This is a genomic window from Sphingomonas sp. UYP23 (assembly GCF_054059235.1).
Genome location: NZ_JBSSBX010000002.1, coordinates 47151 through 67806, shown reverse-complemented (window position 1 = coordinate 67806; position 20656 = coordinate 47151). Strand labels below are relative to the sequence as shown.

The window sequence follows — 20656 nt, the reverse complement described above, 5'->3', positions numbered from 1 at the left end:
AATTATGCAACAAAGCCCATCGAATCTGTACATTTGAAGGGGTTCCGATCGGCGCCGATTGAGACCCCTTCACAGCCCGTATTTTCCAAAGGACTCCAAATAGCTACCTCGCGTAGAGCCGGGGGGGCCGCGTTGAGCGACGATCCACATTGTCACGTACGACTGAATGCGGCGATGAATCCAGCCGCATTCCTCGCTACCTGCACCGCGTCCATCCCAGCTTTGTACAAGCCCGAGCCGAGCCCGAACCCCTCGCACGACCCACGCCAATCGGCCATCGTGAAGGGGGTAATACCGCCCACCGCGAGGATCGGCACGCTGCGCGGGATCACCGCGCGTTGCGCGTTGAGAATCTTCGGCGATGCCGCTTCCGCCGGGAACAGCTTCAACCCATTGGCGCCGGCATTGATCGCGGCGAAGGCTTCGCTCGGGGTGAAATAACCGGGCAGCGATATGATCCCGAGCCGCGCCGTCTCCGCGATCACCGCGACATCGACATTGGGGGATATCACCAATTGCGCGCCGACCTCCGCCACGCGCCGTGCGTCGGCGACCGACAGCACGGTGCCCGCGCCGATCAGCGCGTCGCCGCCGAAACGCTTTACCAGCAGGGCGATGCTGTCGAACGGATCGGGCGAGTTGAGCGGCACTTCGACGATCTGGATCCCGGCGGCGATCACCGCCTCGACGATCCCTTCGACCTCGGAGGGTTTCACGCCGCGCAGGATTGCGACCAAGGGGCAGCGCGTCAGCGCGGTGGTCAAAAGCGTGTCAGCGTCCATCGATCGTATCCCAGATTGCGGTGATGCCCGCGAGAAAAGCAGTATGGCTGTCGAGCAGGACCGGGTGCGCGCCGGCTGCCGTCACCGCCGCCGCATAGAGACGGCCGAGTGCGGCGTCGGCCAGGATATGAACGGTTTCACCGGCCGCGATCGCCTGATCGCGGACATCGCTGCCGATCAGCATGCCGCTCACCCGCGACGCGACATCACCCGCGTCGCGCTGTCCGAGCACGACGGCGGCGCGCTCCCCGAACAGGTCCGACAGCAGGTGATTGTCCGCAGCCAGCTTCAGTCCTTCCTGAAAGGCCGGTCCCTCAACCACATCGGCCTTCAAGAAGTCGCCGAGCAAACTGTGGTTGCGCAGCAAAGCGAAGATCTCGCCCGTCATCGCCGTGCGAAAATCGGCGATCCGGCCCTGCTCCATCCGCGCCCATTTGCAGTGCGTGCCGGGCTGGCACAGCAACGCGTCGGGCGCCGCCATGCCGGCCGCCACCGCGCCGAGCAATTGCACTTCCTCGCCCCGCATCACGTCGCAACGGCCGTGCGTTTGCGCGACGCCCGGGATGATCGCGGTGCGACCGGGCTCGACCCAAATCAACCCGGCTGCCAGCGCGGCGATCCCGGCCGGGCACGGCGCATACGGCGCCTCGACCCAACCGCGCGTCGACCCGACCATCCCTGCGCACAGCACGGGCACGTCCCCGAGCCGCTCGCGGATCTCCGCAACCTCGCCCGCAAACGCGTCCACCGCAACACTCAGCACGCCCTTGTCGTCGCGCAGCGTCTCGATCACCGCGCCGTCCGCGCCGATCGCATAAGCGCGGCGGTTGGTCGTTCCCCAATCGATGGCGATGAAGGCGGGGTCGCTCACCACCACGTTCCGTATAAGGCGATGAGGATCAGGATGACGCCGATCGCGCCGACATTGAACGAGGAATGCGTCGCATAGCTGACCGACTTGGTATCGATCATGTCGGTATCGGAGCGCGACCGCGTGACAAGCGAGACGACCACCGCCAAACCGAGCGCTATTAGGAACACCAGTCCCATCCGGTCCATGAACGGCAATGCCGGCAACAGCGCCTTGAACGCCCAGGACAGGATCACCGACGCCGCCGCCGCGGTCAGCGCGCCCGCCTCGTTCGCGCGCTTCCAGAACAGGCCGAGCAGGAAGATCACCGTGATGCCCGGCGTGAAGAAGCCGGTGAATTCCTGGATGAACTGGAACGCCTGTTCGGAGCTGCCGACCAACGGCCGCGCGGCGACGATCGCCAGCAGGATGGCGACGACCGCCGCCGCGCGACCGACGAACACGAGGTGCCGCTCACGCCCCTCGCCCGGTTCCTTGCCGCCGCTCCGCTTGGCGTAGAGATCGAGCGTGAAGATCGTCGCGATCGAGTTGATCTTGGACGCGGTCGAGGCAACAATCGCGGCGATCAATGCGGCGAACACCAGCCCAAGCAACCCGCTCGGCAACAATGCCATCATCGTGGGATAGGCTTCGTCTGGTTTGGCCAGATCGGGCGCGAGCACCACTGCGGCGATCCCCGGCAAGACGATGACGAGCGGCATCAGCAGCTTGAGGAACGCCGCGAAGATGATGCCCTTCTGCGCCTCGGCGATGTTCTTGGCGGCGAGCGCACGCTGGATGATATACTGGTTGAAGCCCCAATAACTGAGGTTCGCGATCCACATCCCGCCGATCAGCACCGACAGGCCGGGCAAGTCCACATAATGCGCGTTGCCCGGCTTCAGGATCATGTGGAAGTGATCGGGAATAGCGGTGGTCAGGCGGTGGAAGCCGGCAACCATCCCGGCGCCCTGCCCCAATTTGCCGAGCGTCAGCGCAGCAATGATCAGCCCGCCCAGCACCAGCAGCGTCACCTGTACGATGTCGGTCAGCGCGACCGCCTTCAACCCACCGCGGATCTGATAGAGCAAGGCGAACGCGCCGAGCAGCACCAGCGCCAGATCCTGGTTGATGCCCGCCACCTTGGTGACCGCGATCGACCCGAGCCAGATGATCGAGGTGAGGTTCACGAACACATAGAGCGCGAGCCAGAACAGCGCCATCAGCGTGCGGATCGACGGACCGTAGCGCCGCTCCAGGAACTGCGGCATTGTGTAGATCTCGTTCTTGAGAAAGATCGGCAGGAAGAACTTGCCGACGATCAGCAAGGTCAGCGCCGCCATCCACTCATACGATGCTATCGCGAGGCCGATCGCATAGCCCGACCCCGACATGCCGACGATCTGTTCAGCCGAGATGTTCGCCGCGATCAGCGAAGCGCCGATCGCCCACCACGGCAAGTCCTTCGACGCCAGGAAGTAATCGGTGGTGTTCTTGGGACCAGCGCCTACCTTGTCGCGCGAGACGTATTGCGCGAGCCCAAAGATGAAGACGAAATACACCGCGACAACGATGATGTCGATTGTGGCAAGCTGCATCCGGAAACTTCCCCAACTCAGACAGGCTCGCTAAGCAGGGATAGCGGCCGGCTTATTTATATGATCTATAGACGTACCAGCCTGACCCTAGGGAGTGCAAGCAATGTCTACCGATCCCGGTGAAATCAGAATCTCGCTCGGACGGAACCTCACCTACGGCTTGCTCGATCACCTCGGAAAGACGATCGTCACCGGCGGCTATATCGACCGGCCCTTTCCGACCGAGGCCGAACTCTCCAAGCAGCACGGGGTCAGCCGGTCGGTGACGCGCGAAGCCGTCAAAATGCTGACCACCAAGGGATTGCTTAGTGCCCGCCCGCGCCAAGGCACGATCGTGCAGCCCGACAGCGCGTGGAATCTGTTCGATCCGGACGTGCTGCGGTGGTTGCTCGACCGCAAATTTTCGCTCAAATTATTGCGAGAGTTTAATCAGTTGCGCTTCGCAATCGAGCCGGCTGCCGCGGCTCTCGCCGCGACCTTTGCCGACAAGAACGGGCTGGCACTCATCCGAGCCGGTTTCAACCGAATGCAAGTTGCCGAAATCGGTGACGACGACACGCTCGAGGCAGATATCGCGTTTCACGTTGCGATCTTACGCGCCTCGACTAATCCATTCTTCGCGCAGTTTTGCGATGTCGTATCGACAGCCTTGCGTACCTCAATCCGCTTCACCAATCGCATTCAAGGCCGAACCGCCGACCTTGCGGCACATGAAGCGGTGCTATTCGCGATCGAAGCGCGCGATCCCGAAGCGTCGCGCACCGCAATGCTGCGCATCATCGACGACGTGATGGATTTGATCGTGCGATCGTCCACCGACTGAACGGCGAAGGCGTCACACAAAAATTGCGGACGCGGCTTCGACCGCGTCCGCAAGGGGGGAGACGTCCGACCAACGTACATCGGCCGGTTGAGAGGGATCTCGTGAACGGGATTAGAAGCGTACCGCGACACCCAGCGAGTACGACGAATCATCGAACCGATAATCGCGTGGCAAGTTCGAATCCCCGTAATAGCTGCGATATTTGGCGCGCGTCAGATTGGTGCCATCGATCGAAAGCGTGACGCCTTTGCAGAACTCGAACCCGATACTGGCATCGAGGCGACCATTCGGGCGCACCTCGTTGAGGATAAGCGTCTGGCCGACCGGGCGGACGTTGGTTCCACCATAATTTTCATCGTAATAGCTTGATCGGTAGGTATAGACGATGCGGCCGGTCAGCCCCTTTTTATCGTACAGTCCGCCAATATTGTAATTATACTTCGACACACCTTGAATGTTTTGGCCGAATAAGGGGTCGCCTGCGGTCTTCACCTTGCTGTCGGCAAGCGTGAAATTGCCGAACATGCCGAAGCCATTGAGCGCGCCGGGCAGGAAATCAAAGAAAGTTTGCGCGCTGACCTCGATCCCCTTCAGCGATACAGCGCCGACATTGCGCGGTCGTGTGATATTGTAGTTGAAGCCATTGATCAGTTCGACCTGGCTCTGACTGATCACGCGATCCTTGATGTCCTTATAATATCCGCCGATCGCTACGAAGCCGTTGTGCGAGAAATAATATTCGAGCGTCGCGTCATAGCTGTCCGACTTTTGCGGTCTGAGGTTGGGGTTGCCACCCGAGCCGGCCGGGAGGATCAGGCTGTTAGTCGAGATCAGATAGCTGAGGCCGGGGTTGAGATCGCCGAAGCTCGGCCGTGCGATCGCGCGTGAATAGGTAGCGCGAGCTTGCAAGCCGCCACCAAATCTCAGCCGTGCGCTGGCGCTTGGCAAAAAGTCGTTGTCGGTTGTGTTCGCACCGAACGGGGTTAACACAGGAGCCGGGTTAGGCACCGCCGTGGTCGACGCGGGCGTCACGAACGAAGCGCCCGAAATCTGGCGCTCCGTGCGCGTGTAGCGGCCACCAACCTGACCGTCGAGGGTGATCGGCCCTGTGATCGGCACCTTGTATGCGGCCTGGATATAGCCCGAATAGGTTTTTTCGCTCGCAGAGAAGGAGCGATCCGGCGTGAAAGCGGGGAAACCCGCGCCCAGCCCATAGAGCGCGCGCAATTTGTCCTGGACGGCTGGGTCGCGCAACTCGTCCTGGTTGGGCACGATGACACCGAAGCCGTTGTTGATGGTGGGCGTGCCGCCGGCATGGACCAGGAAATTGTTGTCGAGGAACGGCACGTTGGAAATGAGCGTGCCGCACACACCAGTGGGGCAGACACCGCCGAGTGACTGCTGGTGCGTCGCGCTGTGGTCGGCGTAGCGCGCGCCGAACTGGATGTTGTCGAGGATGCTGCCGATCTTGTAGGTTCCGTCGAGCTTCGCTGCGAACTCCTTGCCGCGATCGCGAACATTGTCCTGATTGAGCGGCGACAGCGCGAAATTGGCCGGATCGCCCAAACCGTTGACTGTGTCGGTGTAGACCGTGCCGCCATTAACGTTGGTCGCGACGTTGGTAGTGATGCCGTTGCCCGATTTGAAGATATCAAGAATGAAGTTCTGGTTGCGCACTTCCGAGTGCTGGTACGAAACGTCGCCGCTTAGGCTGAGGTTGCCAGCGGTATATTTCGCGCCGCCCGAAAGGATGTAAACCGAGGTACGATCGTAGTGCGCCTGCGTACTGGTGAAGCCGCCATGCCCGGTTGAAGTGAACGAGCTGGCAGTGCATAGATTCTGGACCGTGCCGGCCGGATCATAAAAGCCTGCGCCGTTTACCGCATAGTTCTGACACTCGTCGGTCTTGGTGACGTTGCTAAAGGAGGTGCCGCTAAACACGTCGTCGATCTGAAAATAGCTTGCCGATTTGTTGCTGTAGCGGGTGTACAGGCCGTTGGCGTAGATTTCTAGCCCCGGCGCCGCCTTCCACTGGTAGGCAACATTGGCCTGCTTGCGCTCATAAGTTCCCTGCTGCTCGACGCCACCGACGCACGTCGGAGCGATGACCCCGGCAGCGCCCGGAGGGCCTTGCGTCCCGCTGCGGAAATCGCAGTTGAACGCGACCGGCCGATCGAACTTGTTGTGCGAATAGGAAATGTCGGCCAGCAGGCCCATCTCCCCAAGACCTGTTTCGAAGCGGTTGGAAACGAGTAGGCCGAGCACCGGATTCACTTCCTGCGCATTTCCGCTATACACTGCCCGCGCATTGGCGGCGAGCGTGAAGCCTTTGAAGTCGAACGGCTTGTGCAAGCGCAAATTGATCACGCCGGCAACACCCCCTTCGATCAGCTCGGCCGAATTCGACTTGTAGACGTCAGCACCCGCTAGCGCTTCGGCAGGAAGATCCTGATAACTGAAACCGCGACCCGTTCCAGTGAAGATCTCGCGCCCATCGAGCGTGGTCAGAATGTCGGGTAAACCGCGGATGATTGGATTGACGATCTCATTATTGTCGCCGACTGTGACCTGCACTCCGGGAACGCGCTGGAGCGCGGCGGCGACGGTGCGATCGGGCAGCTTGCCGATATCATCGGCCACGATTGAGTCGACAACGTTGTAAGAATCGCGCTTGATGTCGGCCGCCTTGGCGAGCGAAGCGCGGATACCCGTAACGACGATGTCGGGGGATGCGGTATCATCCTGCGCCGAAGCCTGCACCGGGGCCGACGGCTGATCCTGTGCCAGAGCGGGCGATGCGCCAAGGATGGCGAGCAAGGACACCGACGATAGCACTGCGAATTTCGAAACCATTTTCACCCCTCCGGAAGATTCGCCGACTTTTTCATTCGACTGATATCGATGCTTATAGCTGACATCTCGATAGGACAAGTCTTATTTGTCAGACCACGGGCGCAGACGTCCCGGATTCTGTGCGAAATTCGCCACGAGCCGGTGTCTACTGGGCTGGAACGACCATTTTGGGTGCAGCGGACAGACGCCTTATCAGCGCGGTCTCGGCTGACCGATATGCCGTCCCGTCAGCGCGGAAAACCTCGTGGAACCATAAGGTTGGCTCTTCGAGCACGTAGGGCTTCTTCCAGCTGTCCCATGGCAGGCGCGCCTGTGTCTTGCCGTCGACGAACCCCCAATTGATCATCGCGACATTCTCGCGCTTGCCGATCGGCAGCGAGCCGTCAAAAGTCGATCCGTTTCCGCGCGCCATGAACTCGGTGCACAGTACTGGGCGACCGTACAGCTTGAGTTGCTTCACGCGGCCCGCGAACTGCTCGGGCCAGCTATAATCGTGGAAGGTAATTACGTCCGACTGGCCGAGCTGGAGCTTTTCCATGCCGGTCAGCTTGGCATTGGGCGACCAATCATCATGCCACCACACGCCGCTCGTCACCGGCTGCGACGGATCGGCGGCGCGCGCCCAGTCGAACACTTGCGCGAGCAGTGCGCGGACCAGGGGCTCCTTGCCGTCTTGGTCCTTATACTGGTCGGCGGGGTTGTCGGGCTCGTTCCACAAATCCCAACCGAGAATGCGGTCGTCCTTGGCAAAGGCGCCGATCACACCAGCGACGTAGGCACGATATTTGGGATAGCGCGCTTTGTCGCGCAGGCCCGGCAGGCCCGGCGATTGGACCCACCCGGAATTGTGCACACCCGGGATCGGCGGATGCTGCGGCCCGAGCAACGGGTTCGGGTCCCAGCAGCTGTCGAAGAGGACGAACAGCGGCTTGATCTTGTGTTTGGCCGCGATCGTCAGGAATTCGTTGATGCGGCGCTTTAAGCCTTCGGGATCCTGTTCCCACAATTGATCGTGCAGGAACACGCGCATCGTGTTCATGCCGATTCCCTGGGCCAGGCCGAGCTCGTAGTCGATCCGCTTGGGATCCCAGGTGGCCGCTTGCCACATCTCGAGCTGGTTAATGGCCGAAGCCGGGGTGTAGTTCGAACCGACCAGCCACGGCTGATGCTCGTACCAGGCATTGGCCTGCTTGGCCGACCAGCGCTCGCGCGCCTCGGCCGGTGCGGCAGCGAGTGTCAGGATGGCCGCCGTGCCGAGCAGTAGTGCGTTCAATCGATTCATAAAGGGTCTCCCGGACCTTAGCGCGTCGCGCCGGTGGTGAATTTGTAGATGATCACGTTGCGATAGGTCTGGCCCGGGTCGAGCCGCGCCGAGGGGAATTTCGGCTGGTTGGGCGCATCGGGAAACAGCTGAGGCTCCATCACGATCGCATCGCCCATGCGGTAGATCTTGCCGCCCTTGCCGACCACGGTGCCATCGAAGAAATTGCCCGAATAGAATTGCAGACCCGGCTGGTTCGACCACAGTTCGAAGCCGCGCCCGGAAACCGGCTCGGTCACTCTCGCCATCAGATGCGGCTGCGCGGTGATGGCGGTGCCGATCACCCAATTATGGTCATAGCCGCGGCCATAGGCGATCTGCGGGTCGCGTCCGTCGCGGACACGGTCGCCGACGGCATGGGGGGTGCGGAAGTCGAACACCGTCCCCGCCACGCTCGGCAAATTTCCGGTCGGGATCGCGGTCGCGTCGGTCGGCGTATAGCGCTCCGCCGGGATCGTCACGAGGTGTCCCATCGCGCCGCCGGGCGAGCCCGCGCCCGCGAGGTTCCAATAGCTATGGTTCGAAATGTTGACGAGCGTCGGCTTGTCGGTGGTCGCGCGATATTCGATCATCAGCTGGTTCTGCTCGTCGAGCGAATAGATCGCGAAGGTCGTCAGCGTCCCGGGATAGCCCATGTCGCCATCGGGGCTGACATAGCGCAACGTCACCGACGCGGTCGGACCGCTCTTGGTGTCGACCACCTCCCACAGCACTTTGTCGAAGCCCTTGGTGCCGCCGTGCAGCGAATTGGGCCCGTTATTGACCGGCGTCGTATAGGCCTTGCCATTGAAGGTGTAGCGCCCACCGGCAATGCGATTGGCGACGCGCCCGACCGTCGCGCCAAAGAATTCGGGCTTGGTCACATAGCCTTCGAGCGTGTCATAGCCGATCGCCACATCGACCGGCTTGCCGGCGCGATCGGGCAGGATCACCGACTGGATCGCCGCGCCGAGCGCTATGATCCGTGCCGAGACGCCGTGCCCATTGGTCAGCGTCACCGCCGGAACCGGGCGACCATCGGGCAAGGTGCCGAACGTGGCTTTCTTCGCCTCGCCGGCAAGCGCCGGAGTGGCCATCATCATTGCCAGCAGACTCGGCGCCAGGGCAAAACCGTTACGTCGTGTCATCATCTTCTCCTATGAAATCCGCGATCTCATCAGATCGCTTATGCTGGCATCAGTGGCTGTCGCGCGGCAGACCGAGTTGCGCAATCCGCTGATATTTGACCGCAGGCTCGAGCACCGCGCCAGTGTCGAACTGGCCGACGAGACCGCGCTGGATTTCCTGCCACGGCGTCTGCGATGGTGGAGCGAGCGTCTGCTTTTCTGCGGCAAGCGCGGTGCGCCGCTGCTGCATTTCCGCTTCCGACACGAGCAAATCGACGCGCCGCTTGGCCAGATCGATCCGGATGCGGTCGCCAGTCCGCGCGACCGCGAGACCACCGCCGACAGCCGCCTCGGGCGATGCGTTGAGAATCGACGGCGATCCGCTCGTCCCTGATTGTCGTCCATCGCCGATGCAGGGCAGCGCATGGACACCGGCGCGGATCAATGCAGCGGACGGCCGCATGTTCACCACTTCGGCGCCGCCGGGATAGCCGACCGGCCCCGCGCCGCGCATGATCAGCACACAGGTATCGTCGAGGCCGAGCGCGGGATCGTCTATCCGGTGATGATAATCCTCCGGCCCGTCGAACACCACAACGCGTCCCTCGAATGCTTCGGGATCCTGCGGATCGCGCAGATAGCGCGCGCGGAATTCCTCGGAAATGACACTGAGCTTCATCACCGCGCCATCGAACAAATTGCCGCTGAACACCGACAGACCGGCCGCTTCCTTCAACGGTGCGGCGAGCGTGCGAATGACATCCACATCCTCGGTCGCCTTGCCGCCGACATTTTCGGCGACGCTCAGGCCGTTGCAGGCGATCGCGCTCCCGTCGATCATCCCGGCCTCGAGCAACATGCCCATCACTGCGGGCACGCCGCCGGCGCGATAATAGTCCTCGCCGAGATAGCTGCCCGCCGGCTGCAGATTGACGATCAGCGGCACGTCCGCGCCGGTCTCCTCCCAATCGGCCAGCGTCAGATCGACTCCGATATGCCGCGCGATCGCGTTGAGGTGGATCGGCGCGTTGGTCGATCCGCCGATTGCGGAATTGACCTTGATCGCGTTGAGAAACGCGGACCGCGTGAGGATATCCGACGGCTTGCGGTCGGCCTGGACCATCTCGACGATGCGGCGCCCGGTCTCCCAAGCGCATTGCTGTCGGTCGCGATATGGCGCCGGGATTGCCGCCGAGCCGGGCAGCGACATGCCCAGCGCCTCGGTCAGCGAGTTCATCGTCGTCGCGGTACCCATCGTGTTGCAGAAGCCGGTCGACGGCGCTGACGAGGCGACGAGTTCGATGAAACCCTTATAGTCGATCTCGCCCGCGGCAAGCATCTCGCGTGCTTTCCACACGATCGTGCCCGATCCGGTGCGTTCGCCTTTGTGCCAGCCGTTGAGCATCGGCCCGACCGACAGCGCGATCGCCGGGATGTTGACGGTCGCCGCTGCCATCAGCGCGGCCGGCGTGGTCTTGTCGCACCCGATCGTCAGCACGACGCCGTCGAGCGGATAGCCGAACAGCACTTCGACCAGCGACAGATAGGCGAGATTGCGATCGAGCCCGGCGGTCGGACGCTTGCCGGTTTCCTGCAGCGGATGCATCGGAAACTCGATCGGGATGCCGCCGGCATCGCGAATGCCATCACGCACACGCTCGGCGAGCACCAGATGATGGCGGTTGCACGGCACCAGATCCGAGCCGGATTGCGCGATGCCAATGATCGGCCGGTTCGATTGCAGCTCTTCCAGGCTGAGGCCGTAGTTCAAATATCGCTCGATATAGAGCGCGGTCATGTCGGGATTTTCGGTGTTGTCGAACCAAGCGCGCGACCGCAGTTTCACAGCCCCTGCGGTCACTGTGCGACACTCCCGCGATGCAGGATGAAACGACCGGTCATAAACCCCTCCATTAGCTCGCTTGCCGCGACCGGCCGAGCTTTTGCAGTTGATAGCCCAGCGCCTGATCGATAGAAAGCCGATTTATCGGATAAAAGAAAATCGTGGAGAGTCGCATGCATCGATTGACCCTAATGCTGCAGATCCCGCGTCCCTTATGACCGACTCGCGCCCTCCGTTGCGCCTCGGCATCGTCGGTGTCGGCAAGATCGCCCGCGACCAGCATTTGCCGGCGATTGCCGCGTCCCCCGACTTTACCCTAGTGGCCGCCGCAAGCCGCAATGCGACGCTGGACGGTTATCACCACTTCGACACGATCGAAGCGATGCTGGTGGATGGCGCGGACCTCGACGCCGTCTCGATCTGCACGCCGCCCGGCGGCCGCGATCACATCGCGCGCGCAGCGATCGCGGCCGGCAAGCACGTCATGATCGAAAAGCCTCCCGGCGCGACCGTCGCGGAAGTGTCGGCGCTGCACCGCTTCGCGCAGGCGCACGGGGTCACGCTGTTCGCAAGCTGGCATTCGCGCGAAGCCGCCGGGGTTGATGCCGCGCGCGCCTGGCTGGCGCAGCGCCGCGTCACGCGCGCCGCGATCAGCTGGCGCGAGGATATTCGCGCCTGGCACCCCGGGCAGGACTGGATCCTTGGCCCGGGTGGGTTTGGCGTGTTCGATCCCGGCATCAACGCCTTGTCGATCGCCACCGCGATCTTGCCGCAGGATCTGATCGTCGCGAGCGGCACGATCGCCGTTCCCGCCAACCGCGCGTCGCCGATCGCCGCGCAGATCGCGCTGCGCCTGCCAAGCGATGCGCCGGTGAGCCTCGAACTCGACTTCCTGCAGTCCGGCCCGCAAAGCTGGGACATCACGGTCGAGACCGACGACGGTACGTTGCGACTGAGCGAAGGCGGCAAGCGCCTGTTCCTGGATGGCGTGGAGCAAGCGTCCGGCGAGGACGCTGGCGAATATCCACGGCTCTATACGCGCTTCGGTGCGCTGATCCGCGCTAGGGAAAGCGACGTCGACCTGCGGCCGCTGCAGCTCGTCGCCGACGCCTTTCTCGTGTCGCGTCAGGAGACGGCCAACCCCTTCGAGTTCTGAAACGCACTGCCCATTCGTAACCCTATAAAACACAATATCAAGGAGATGGAGCTATGACCGTAGGTCGATCGATCGCGCGCGCCGGATTGGCGCTTGGCCTCGCGCTAGGCATGCTGGCCGGTAGCGGCACCAGCGCGCAAGTCGCCCCCGGTGGCCCGGTCACGCCCTATGTCGATCCGGCCAAGGCGTATCTCTTCCTGCACATGACCAAGGCGCATTACGGCGTGCTCTATTATTCGGTCAGTCTCGACGGGCTGCACTGGCGCCAGATCAACGGTGGCGCGCCCGTGTCGGCCGACTATCACGGCCACGCCTCGGTCGCGCGTGGCGGTGACGGGCGCTATTATCTGGTAGGCAACAAAGGTGATGACGATCCGCTGATCCGCTTCTGGGTCTCGGACGATCTGATCCGCTGGACGCCCTACGGCACCTATAAGCCTCATCTGAAGGACATTCCCGGCTATCCGACCACGCTGCCGCGCATCGGCGCGCCCAAGCTGTTTTTCGACAAACGCTCGGGCCAGTTCCTGCTGACCTGGCACACGCCGAGCCTGGAAGGCTCGGCGGAGGATCCCGAACGTTATTGGGGCAGCCAGCGCACGCTCTACGTCCAGTCGAAGGATCTCAAGATCTTCGCCACCGGCCCGCGGCGCCTGTTCGCCTGGGACATGGCGACGATCGACACGATCATCCAGCCCAACGACAAGACCGGCGGCTATTGCGCGATCATCAAGGACGAGCGCTATCCGTCTTATGCCTGGACCACCGGCAAGACCGTGCGGATGAGCTGCGCAGCCAAGCTGCTCGGCCCCTACCCGCTTCCGGGGCCGTCACTCAGCCCGAACTTTCGCGAAGCGCCGACGCTGATCCGCGCGCCAAACGGCAAGGATTGGATGCTGTATTACGAGCAATACGCCGGGACCAGCTACGGCCTGTCGATGGCCCCCGCGCTGGAAGGCCCGTGGTTCCAGGTTTCGGGCAATAGCGGCGTCCCCGAGTGGAATCGCTACGAAATGCCCGCCGGGCTGCGCCACGGATCGATGATCGGCATCACCCGCGCGCAATATGACGCGCTCGTCGCCGCCTTCCCCGATAAATAGGACATGCCAATGATCTCCAGTGCTGCAAAACATGCCCTGGCCGGCGTGATCGGGTTCGGCCTTATCGCTGCGCCGGCTGCTTATGCCGACAAGACGAAGCCGACCTTCACCAATCCGCTACTGTCGTCGGGCGCCGATCCTTGGATCGCGCGACAGGGCAACACCTATTTCTACATGAACACGCTCGGCAACCGGCTTGCGATCCGCAAAACCACGGACATTACCAGGCTGGCCGAAGCGGCGGAGATCACGATCTGGACACCGCCCGCGACCGGGCCAAACGCGCAATCGGTCTGGGCACCAGAGCTGCACCGGATCGGTGGCGCCTGGTATATCTATTACACTGCGGCGGCGAGCGGACATGACGACGACGCGCATCGCGGCATCTTCGTCCTGGAAAATTTAGGAGTGGATCCCACGCAAGGGACCTGGATCGATCGCGGACGTCTTAACACCGCGCATAGCGGGATCGACGGCACCACCTTCAGCTATGGCAACAAGCGCTATTTCGCATATTCGCCCTATGTTGGGCCCGACAGCGACCTGGCGATCGTCGAAATGTCCGATCCGTGGACGCTCCTCGGGCCGGAGACCATCGTCGCTCGTCCGGATCGCGACTGGGAGCGCCACGGCGGCCGCCAGATACTCGAAGGGCCAGAATTTCTCGCCGGACCAAAGGGTGACTTGTTTTTGACCTACTCCGGAAGTGCCTGCTGGTCAGACGATTATGCTATCGGACTGCTTCACGCATCCGCCGGCAGTGATCCCCTCAATCCCGCAGTCTGGCGAAAAAACCCGCGGCCAGTCCTTGCTAAAGCGCCTGCGCAGAACGTCTATGCGCCGGGGCATAACGGTTTCTTTACCACCGCCGGAGGCCGCGAAACGTGGATCGTCTATCACGCCAACCCCGGACCAGGCCTGAAGTGTACACCGCAACGTTCGCCGCGGATTCAACGCGTTGAATGGTCTGAGGTGGGAGCGCCGATTTTCGCGCAACCGGTCGGGTCTGGAGTTCGCGTCAGGGCGCCCGCCTTACGATGATGTCCGGCAACTGAGAGCGGATGAGATCAACGATGCCCAAGGCCTTTTCGAAACCAGCGATCCAGGATCAGTATCCGAAAGCGGGACTTCCGGATAAGCTGAAAGGTCAATCGGCAGCTCGGCAACGGTCTGATATCCGGGTTGAGCTACGAACTCGGTAAATTGTCGATTAGTGACCGGGGTAGCGTCGATCCAGAAAGGAGCTACCGTCTCTTTGCGTGCCGGAGCCTCCTCCGGATAGTGAGCATCTGATCCCATCAGGAATCTTCCGCCCTCGATCCTGATCATGCCATTCGAGGCCGCAGTTGGAGGCTCAAATAAAAGTCGTGGCGTGTGGACCGGCGCCGAAAACGGGACCCCGCTTTGAACAACGCAACTACCTGTATTTCTTTGGAAAGTACGTGATGACGGGGTCCCGAGAGGCGCCGACCGGGACCCTTAGGTTTGCAAAACCTCGACGCATATTGAATAACTTGACGGAGCCCTGCCGGGGTCCCGTTTTCGGCGCCGATCCACAGATAGGCGTTTGAAAAGCGTCCCTGCTCCTCGCAACGGAACCAGTGCGAAAGCTCAAGATTTAATGCTCGTAGGGCTCTATCGAGGCGATCGACACTCTATGAGTTCGATATTGTCCCCCATCACTAGTACGCTCCCGATAGCGGCCGCCTTGCCGGGGAGGTGAAGGACCGGTCTTAAGCGCGCTCTTTAGAGTACGCTTAGGGGCAGTTGTTGTGGGTCAGATGACGGTTTTTGGCGGGCCGGAGCGGCGGCGGCGATGGAGCGATGAGGAGCGGCTGCAGATCCTGGTGGAAGCCTTTGCACCGGGCGCGTTCGTAGCGCAGGTCGCGCGGCGGCACGATGTCTCGACGGGGTTGATCTACACCTGGCGCCGCAAGCTTCGCCGACAGGCGGTGGGATCAGATGCGCCGACAGCAGTCGCGGGCTTCGCCGAGGCGATGGTCGTTGATGATAGCCCTATCGCGTTGCCCGCCGCGCAGCCGACCATTGTGGTTGATCTGACGCAGGGCGGGCGCGTGAGCGTCTTTGCATCGGCGTCACCCGCTCAGGTGGCTGCCGTGCTTAAGTCTGTGATCCGATGATCCCAGTTCCGGGCGGTTCCAAGGTCTGGCTGGCGCTGGGCCACACGGATATGCGGCGCGGCATGCGCTCGCTCGCGTTGCAGGTACAGCAGGCACTGAACAAGGACGTCCACGGCGGCGACCTGTATGTGTTCCGAGGCAAGAGTGGGTCACTGTGCAAGATCTTGTGGCACAATGGGCTGGGCATGTCGCTGTACGCCAAGCGGCTGGAGCGTGGCCGCTTCGTGTGGCCGGCTGCCAAGGACGGCACGGTCGCGATCTCGGCATCTGCAATGGCATGTCTGCTCGAAGGGATCGACTGGCGCAATCCGCGGGAAACGTGGCGCCCGACCCAGGTTGGCTGACGACTTCCAGCGACAATCAGGACGAGAAAAGCGCCGGAAAATCGTCAAAAATCTAGAGTGCTCGGCTGTGCTCTGGTATAATCGGGCATGCGTTCGAGAGCTGCCTTCAACGAACTTTTGCAGCTTCGCGCCGAGCTTGCAGTCGCTTGCGACCTTGCGGAAAAGGCGCAGGCAAATGCGCTCAACGCCGAAGCCGAAACAGCGCGCGTCCGGGCGATCAACGCCGATCTGCTCGCCCGCAACGCCCATCTTGAACTGATGAATGAGAAGATGCGCCGCGACAAATACGGCGCCAGCTCGGAGCGTAGCCGCCGGCTGATCGACCAGCTGGAACTGGCGTTCGAAGAGCTCGAGGCGGACGCTGTTGAAGCCGAGATCCAGGGTGCAATCGCCGCTGCCAAAGCGACGAGCGTGACCGCGTTCACCCGTACACGGACCACCCGCCGCGACTTCGATCCAGGCCTGCCGCGCGAACAGGTCGTCATCTCGGCGCCCGAGCGATGCCCCTGCTGCGGCTCGGCCGACCTCAGCCATCTGCCAGCGGATATCACTGAGACGCTCGAGAAAGTGCCCGCCCGCCACAAGGTAATCCAGACAGTGCGGGAAAAGGTCTCCTGCCGCAGTTGCGAAAAGATCAGCCAACCCCCGGCGCCGTTCCACGTCGCGCCGCGGGGCATGTTCGGGCCGCACTTTCTGGCAAGCCTCGTCTTCCAGAAATACGGCCTGCACCAGCCACTCAACAGCCAGCGCGATCGGCTCGAGAGTGAAGGCATCACTTTGAGCTTATCGACACTGGCCGATCAGATCGGCGCGGTGAGTGCGGCGGCCACACCCTTGTTCGCGTTGATCGAAGCGCACGTCCTAGCGGCTGAGCGCCTTCACGCTGACGACACCACCGTCCCGCGCCTGGCGAAGTACAAGACCGACATCGCACGGGTCTGGGATTACGTGCGTGACGATCGCCCGTTCGGCGGTCCGGCACCGCCGGCGGTGCTGTGCTATTACTCGCGCACCCGCAAAGGCGAGCATCCTCGCGGCCATCTCGCTGGCTATACCGGCATCCTGCAGGTCGATCGCTACGCCGGCTTCAACGACATGTTCCGAGGTGGTTGGGCGGACAAACCGATGACGCGCGCCAACTGCTGGGCACACGCCCGCCGGCAGTTCTTCGAACTGGCCGACGTGGCGCGTCAGCTCAAGCGCCAGAAGGGTGGCGCGCCGCTCGTCTCGCCGTTGGCGAAGGAGGCGCTGGAATGGATCGATCAGATCTTCGCGATCGAACGGGAGAGCAACGGCCGGACGGTCGCCGAGCGCCTGAGCGTGCGCCAGGTGCGGCGCGGCGATCAGGATGAGCAAAGCGCGACAAACAGGATGAGGATCGCGAGGGGCTGCGGCGGCGCAGGGCGTAGCCCGGAGCCGACGTAGCCCCTCGCGATGGCGCGTTCCTGATGGGGCGTTGCCGCTGATGATCACGGTCGGTCGGGTATTCCCGGCTTCCTCGCTCGCAGGGGAAGCCGCAGATGCCCGGTCGCCACATCAACGATCATCAGATGAGGCTCTATATGAAGTTCCGACACAGTGACGGCGTCGCGACCGCGGCTGCCAAGGCCGGGTTCAGCACGGCGAGCGGATATCGGATCGCTGGCGATCCGCGGCTGCCCTCGCAAAAGGAGGCTGTTCGGGGACGACGCCGTCCCGATCCTCTGGCCGATATCTTCGACGCCGAGGTCGTGCCGCTGCTTCGTGAAGCACCCGGCCTGCGCTCGGTCGCGGTATTCGAGGAGATGCTGCGACGCCATCCCGATCTTGGCACCGGGGTCCGGCGTACGCTCGAACGACGGATCCGCGACTGGCGGGCGCTTCATGGCGAGGAGCAGGAGGTCATCTTCCGCCAGACCCACGAACCAGGCCGGATGGGACTGTCGGACTTCACCGATATGGCCGATCTCGCGGTTACGGTCGCCGGCGTTCCCCTCGATCACCGGCTCTGTCACTTTCGTCTCGTCTGGTCGGGGTTCGAGCATGCCCATGTGATCCTCGGCGGCGAGAGCTATGCCGCACTGGCCCAAGGACTGCAGAACGCGCTGTGGGCGCTCGGCGGCAGCCCGCTCGATCATCGCACCGACAGCTTGTCGGCTGCGTTCCGCAACCTCGATGCCGACGCCCGGTCCGATCTGACCCGTCGCTATGATGCGCTGTGCGAGCATTACGGCATGACGCCGAGCCGCAACAACCGCGGCGTCGCGCACGAGAACGGATCGGTCGAGAGCGCGCACGGACATCTCAAGAAGACGATCCGCGACGCACTGCTGATGCGCGGCAGCGCCGCGTTCGACGACTTGGCCGCCTATCGGCGGTTCATCGACGAGGTGATCGCGGCCAAGAACCGCCGGGCGGCAGCACGGATCGATGCCGAGCGCGTCCACCTCAAGCTGCTACCCGACCGGCGAACCAGCGATTACGAAGAGGTGATCGTCACCGTCACCTCAAGCAGCGGCTTCACGTTGCGCAAGGTGTTCTACACCGTTCCCTCGCGGCTGATCGGGCACCGCCTGCGCGTCCGGCTCTATGACGATCGGCTCGACGTCTTCCTTGGCGCGACCAGGCTGATGACGCTTCTGCGCGGCAGGTCAGTCGGGAACGGTAAGCACGGTCACGTGGTCGACTATCGGCACGTGATCCACTCGCTGCGGCGTAAGCCGATGGCGCTCATCGGCATCGTCTACCGCGAGCAGCTGTTCCCGCGCGAGGCGTATCGGCGGATGTTCGACCGGCTCCTCGAGCAACTGCCCGACCGCATCGCCTGTCGAACGATGGTCGAGCTGCTCGCGCTTGCGCACGAGCGAGCCTGCGAGGCAGAGCTCGCCGACATCCTCGCAACCGATATATCTCGATGCTGGTCGGTTGCCGGACATGGCGGCGCTGCGCCGACGCTTCGCGCCGGATCCCGCAACACTCCCCGAGGTCGTCGTCACGCTGGCACCGCTCAGCACATACGATATCCTGCTGAACGGAGTGGCGGCATGACCAACATGACCCAACCGATCGACGCGCAGCGTCTGACGCTCATCCTCAATGACCTGCGTCTTCCCGCGATCAAGCACCACTGGCCCGCGATGGCCGCGCGCTCGGACAAGGAGGGCTGGCCCGCTGCCCGCTTCCTGGCCGCGCTCGCAGAGCACGAGATCGCCGAACGCGATCGACGCCGCATCGAGCGGCACCTTGGCGAGGCCAAGCTCCCACCGGGCAAAACGCTCGACAGCTTCGCGTTCGATGCCGTGCCGATGATCTCGCGTGCCCAGGTCATGGCGATCTGCGCGGGCGACGGCTGGCTCGAACAGGGCGCCAACCTCATCCTGTTCGGCCCGCCGGGCGGCGGCAAGAGTCACCTGGCTGCCGCGATCGGCCTGGCGCTCATCGAGAATGGCTGGCGCGTGCTCTTCACCCGGACCTCAGATCTCGTCCAGCGCCTCCAGGTCGCGCGTCGCGAGCTGACGCTGGAGGCCGCCATCGCCAAGCTCGATAAATACCATCTGCTGATCCTCGACGACATGGCCTACGTCACCAAGGACCAGGCTGAGACCTCGGTCCTCTTCGAACTCATCAGCGCGCGCTACGAACAACGCTCGATGCTCATCACCGCCAATCAGCCGTTCGGCGAATGGAACCGGATCTTCCCCGATCCCGCCATGACACTCGCGGCCGTCGACCGCCTTGTCCACCACGCAACCATCTTCGAGATGAACGTCGAAAGCTACCGGCGTCGTACCGCCGTCCAGCGACGTACCGGTGCTGGCAGACCGCCGACCTACGCGACAATCAAGACGGTCGAGCAATCGACGCCCAGCGACAATCAAAGCACCACATAAATCTTGCCAGCGACAAACAGACGCGCCATCCCTGTCGCGCCGCGACAATCAGTTCTCATCCTGATTGACGCGCTTCTCAACCAGATCGTCGCGCTACAGCCAGGAGCGCGTCGCTCCGCTGGTCCACGCGCTAGAAGCCTGGATGCAGGACAAGCGCGGTAGCCTGTCGCGTCACGATGCAGTCGCCAAGGCGATTGCCTATATGCTCAACGAATGGGACGGGTTCACGACGTTCCTCACCGACGGTCGAATCTGCCTGACGAACAACGCCGCCGAACGAGAACTGCGCAGCGTCGCCCGCGGCAGGAAAGCCTGGTTGTTCGTCGGCTCGGACCGAGGCGGTGAGCGGGCAGCGATGATGTACAGCCTGATCGGCACCGCCAGGCTCAATGGCGTCGATCCGCTCGCCTGGCTCACCGACGTGCTGGCCCGCATCGCCGATCTGCCGCAGTCCCGGCTTCACGAACTGCTTCCGTGGGAATGGATACGCCCGCGCAACGCGCCACTCATCAAAGAGGCAGCCTGATGACTGATCCCCACCCTGAACTCATCCAATCTCCGCTCAACCGGTCTATCGAGCAAGGCGGCAGGCGACTGGAGGTCAACATCGTCCGTCTGGCTTCCGAGCGAGGATGGTCGCTCGAAGTAGTCAACGATCACAACACGTCGATCGTCTGGGATGACCAGTTCGACACCGATCGCGACGCTGATGCAGCCTTCCGAAGCGCGCTTGCCGAAGAAGGCTTTGAGGCCTTCCTCGACACAGACTGAAGCGCGAGCCGTGCTACCCGAGGTGCCAACCCGCGGCCTCTATCGGATGCGTACCATCACTATGCTGCAAGGTACTGCTTTCAGACTATTCAAACACAA

The 20656-nt window shown here is 62.7% G+C and carries 16 protein-coding genes and 3 pseudogenes; 11 read left to right on the top strand and 8 right to left on the bottom strand.

The features are described 5' to 3' along the window. Positions 1 to 152: 152 nt before the first annotated feature. Genes ACVWYO_RS23285 through ACVWYO_RS23275 form a run of 3 tightly spaced genes read right to left on the bottom strand, consistent with a single transcriptional unit; the run spans position 153 to position 3230 of the window. Positions 153 to 782, bottom strand: a complete 630-nt coding sequence (locus ACVWYO_RS23285) for a 2-dehydro-3-deoxy-6-phosphogalactonate aldolase (protein WP_457355278.1) — start codon at positions 780 to 782, stop codon at positions 153 to 155. Beyond that, on the bottom strand, positions 772 to 1659 hold the full coding sequence (locus ACVWYO_RS23280) for a 2-dehydro-3-deoxygalactonokinase (RefSeq protein ID WP_457355276.1): 888 nt from the start codon (positions 1657 to 1659) through the stop codon (positions 772 to 774). The genes ACVWYO_RS23285 and ACVWYO_RS23280 overlap by 11 nt, the downstream gene beginning before the upstream one ends. Beyond that, positions 1650 to 3230, bottom strand: a complete 1581-nt coding sequence (locus tag ACVWYO_RS23275) for a sodium/sugar symporter (protein WP_457355274.1) — start codon at positions 3228 to 3230, stop codon at positions 1650 to 1652. The genes ACVWYO_RS23280 and ACVWYO_RS23275 overlap by 10 nt, the downstream gene beginning before the upstream one ends. Positions 3231 to 3333: 103 nt before the next feature. Here ACVWYO_RS23275 and ACVWYO_RS23270 point away from each other — a divergent pair, with 103 nt between their 5' ends. After that, a complete protein-coding gene (locus ACVWYO_RS23270; RefSeq protein ID WP_457355271.1) occupies positions 3334 to 4053 on the top strand; it encodes a FadR/GntR family transcriptional regulator in 720 nt (239 codons plus the stop codon). Positions 4054 to 4164: 111 nt separating this feature from the next. Here ACVWYO_RS23270 and ACVWYO_RS23265 read toward each other — a convergent pair whose 3' ends face one another. The 4 genes from ACVWYO_RS23265 to ACVWYO_RS23250 form a co-directional block, all read right to left on the bottom strand. Beyond that, positions 4165 to 6906 carry a TonB-dependent receptor gene (locus tag ACVWYO_RS23265; protein WP_457355269.1) on the bottom strand — a complete coding sequence of 914 codons (2742 nt, stop codon included), beginning with the start codon at positions 6904 to 6906 and terminating at the stop codon, positions 4165 to 4167. Between the two features lie 145 nt (positions 6907 to 7051). Then, the gene (locus ACVWYO_RS23260; RefSeq protein ID WP_457355267.1) at positions 7052 to 8188 is read right to left on the bottom strand and encodes a 1,4-beta-xylanase; all 1137 of its coding nucleotides are present in this window, start codon (positions 8186 to 8188) and stop codon (positions 7052 to 7054) included. Between the two features lie 17 nt (positions 8189 to 8205). Then, positions 8206 to 9354 carry an aldose epimerase family protein gene (locus ACVWYO_RS23255; RefSeq protein ID WP_457355265.1) on the bottom strand — a complete coding sequence of 383 codons (1149 nt, stop codon included), beginning with the start codon at positions 9352 to 9354 and terminating at the stop codon, positions 8206 to 8208. A 49-nt stretch (positions 9355 to 9403) separates the two neighbouring features. Next, a complete protein-coding gene (locus tag ACVWYO_RS23250) occupies positions 9404 to 11131 on the bottom strand; it encodes an IlvD/Edd family dehydratase (RefSeq protein ID WP_457355578.1) in 1728 nt (575 codons plus the stop codon). Between the two features lie 259 nt (positions 11132 to 11390). Here ACVWYO_RS23250 and ACVWYO_RS23245 point away from each other — a divergent pair, with 259 nt between their 5' ends. Genes ACVWYO_RS23245 through ACVWYO_RS23235 form a run of 3 tightly spaced genes read left to right on the top strand, consistent with a single transcriptional unit; the run spans position 11391 to position 14473 of the window. Further along, positions 11391 to 12332, top strand: coding sequence for a Gfo/Idh/MocA family protein (locus ACVWYO_RS23245; protein ID WP_457355576.1), 942 nt, complete (start codon positions 11391 to 11393; stop codon positions 12330 to 12332). A 53-nt stretch (positions 12333 to 12385) separates the two neighbouring features. Then, positions 12386 to 13432: a glycosyl hydrolase family 43 gene (locus tag ACVWYO_RS23240; RefSeq protein WP_457355263.1), complete on the top strand. Its 1047-nt coding sequence runs from the start codon at positions 12386 to 12388 to the stop codon at positions 13430 to 13432. 3 nt (positions 13433 to 13435) lie between these two features. Next, positions 13436 to 14473 carry a glycoside hydrolase family 43 protein gene (locus tag ACVWYO_RS23235; RefSeq protein ID WP_457355261.1) on the top strand — a complete coding sequence of 346 codons (1038 nt, stop codon included), beginning with the start codon at positions 13436 to 13438 and terminating at the stop codon, positions 14471 to 14473. Here the strand turns inward: ACVWYO_RS23235 and ACVWYO_RS23230 are convergent. Then, positions 14465 to 14761, bottom strand: a complete 297-nt coding sequence (locus ACVWYO_RS23230) for an SUMF1/EgtB/PvdO family nonheme iron enzyme (RefSeq protein WP_457355259.1) — start codon at positions 14759 to 14761, stop codon at positions 14465 to 14467. The genes ACVWYO_RS23235 and ACVWYO_RS23230 overlap by 9 nt on opposite strands. 452 nt (positions 14762 to 15213) lie before the next feature. On the opposite strand from ACVWYO_RS23230, the gene tnpA reads away from it, so the two are divergent. The 7 genes and pseudogenes from tnpA to ACVWYO_RS23195 all read left to right on the top strand — a co-directional run bounded on the left by tnpA (position 15214) and on the right by ACVWYO_RS23195 (position 20557). Then, positions 15214 to 15573 (top strand): IS66-like element accessory protein TnpA, encoded by a 360-nt coding sequence (gene tnpA, locus ACVWYO_RS23225; protein WP_457355257.1) that lies wholly within the window; start codon positions 15214 to 15216, stop codon positions 15571 to 15573. Continuing rightward, positions 15570 to 15917, top strand: a complete 348-nt coding sequence (gene tnpB / locus ACVWYO_RS23220) for an IS66 family insertion sequence element accessory protein TnpB (RefSeq protein ID WP_457355255.1) — start codon at positions 15570 to 15572, stop codon at positions 15915 to 15917. Before tnpA ends, tnpB begins: the two co-directional genes overlap by 4 nt. An 87-nt stretch (positions 15918 to 16004) precedes the next feature. After that, positions 16005 to 17246, top strand: a pseudogene (tnpC, locus tag ACVWYO_RS23215) (IS66 family transposase); the annotation flags it as partial. A 191-nt stretch (positions 17247 to 17437) separates the two neighbouring features. Further along, positions 17438 to 18944 (top strand): annotated as a pseudogene (istA, locus tag ACVWYO_RS23210) (IS21 family transposase). A 5-nt stretch (positions 18945 to 18949) separates the two neighbouring features. After that, positions 18950 to 19786: an IS21-like element helper ATPase IstB gene (gene istB / locus ACVWYO_RS23205; protein WP_457354858.1), complete on the top strand. Its 837-nt coding sequence runs from the start codon at positions 18950 to 18952 to the stop codon at positions 19784 to 19786. A 100-nt stretch (positions 19787 to 19886) separates the two neighbouring features. Then, positions 19887 to 20312: pseudogene (locus ACVWYO_RS23200) on the top strand (IS66 family transposase); the annotation flags it as partial. Beyond that, positions 20312 to 20557, top strand: a complete 246-nt coding sequence (locus ACVWYO_RS23195) for a hypothetical protein (protein WP_457355253.1) — start codon at positions 20312 to 20314, stop codon at positions 20555 to 20557. The pseudogene ACVWYO_RS23200 and the gene ACVWYO_RS23195, both read left to right, overlap by 1 nt. Positions 20558 to 20656: the final 99 nt, after the last annotated feature.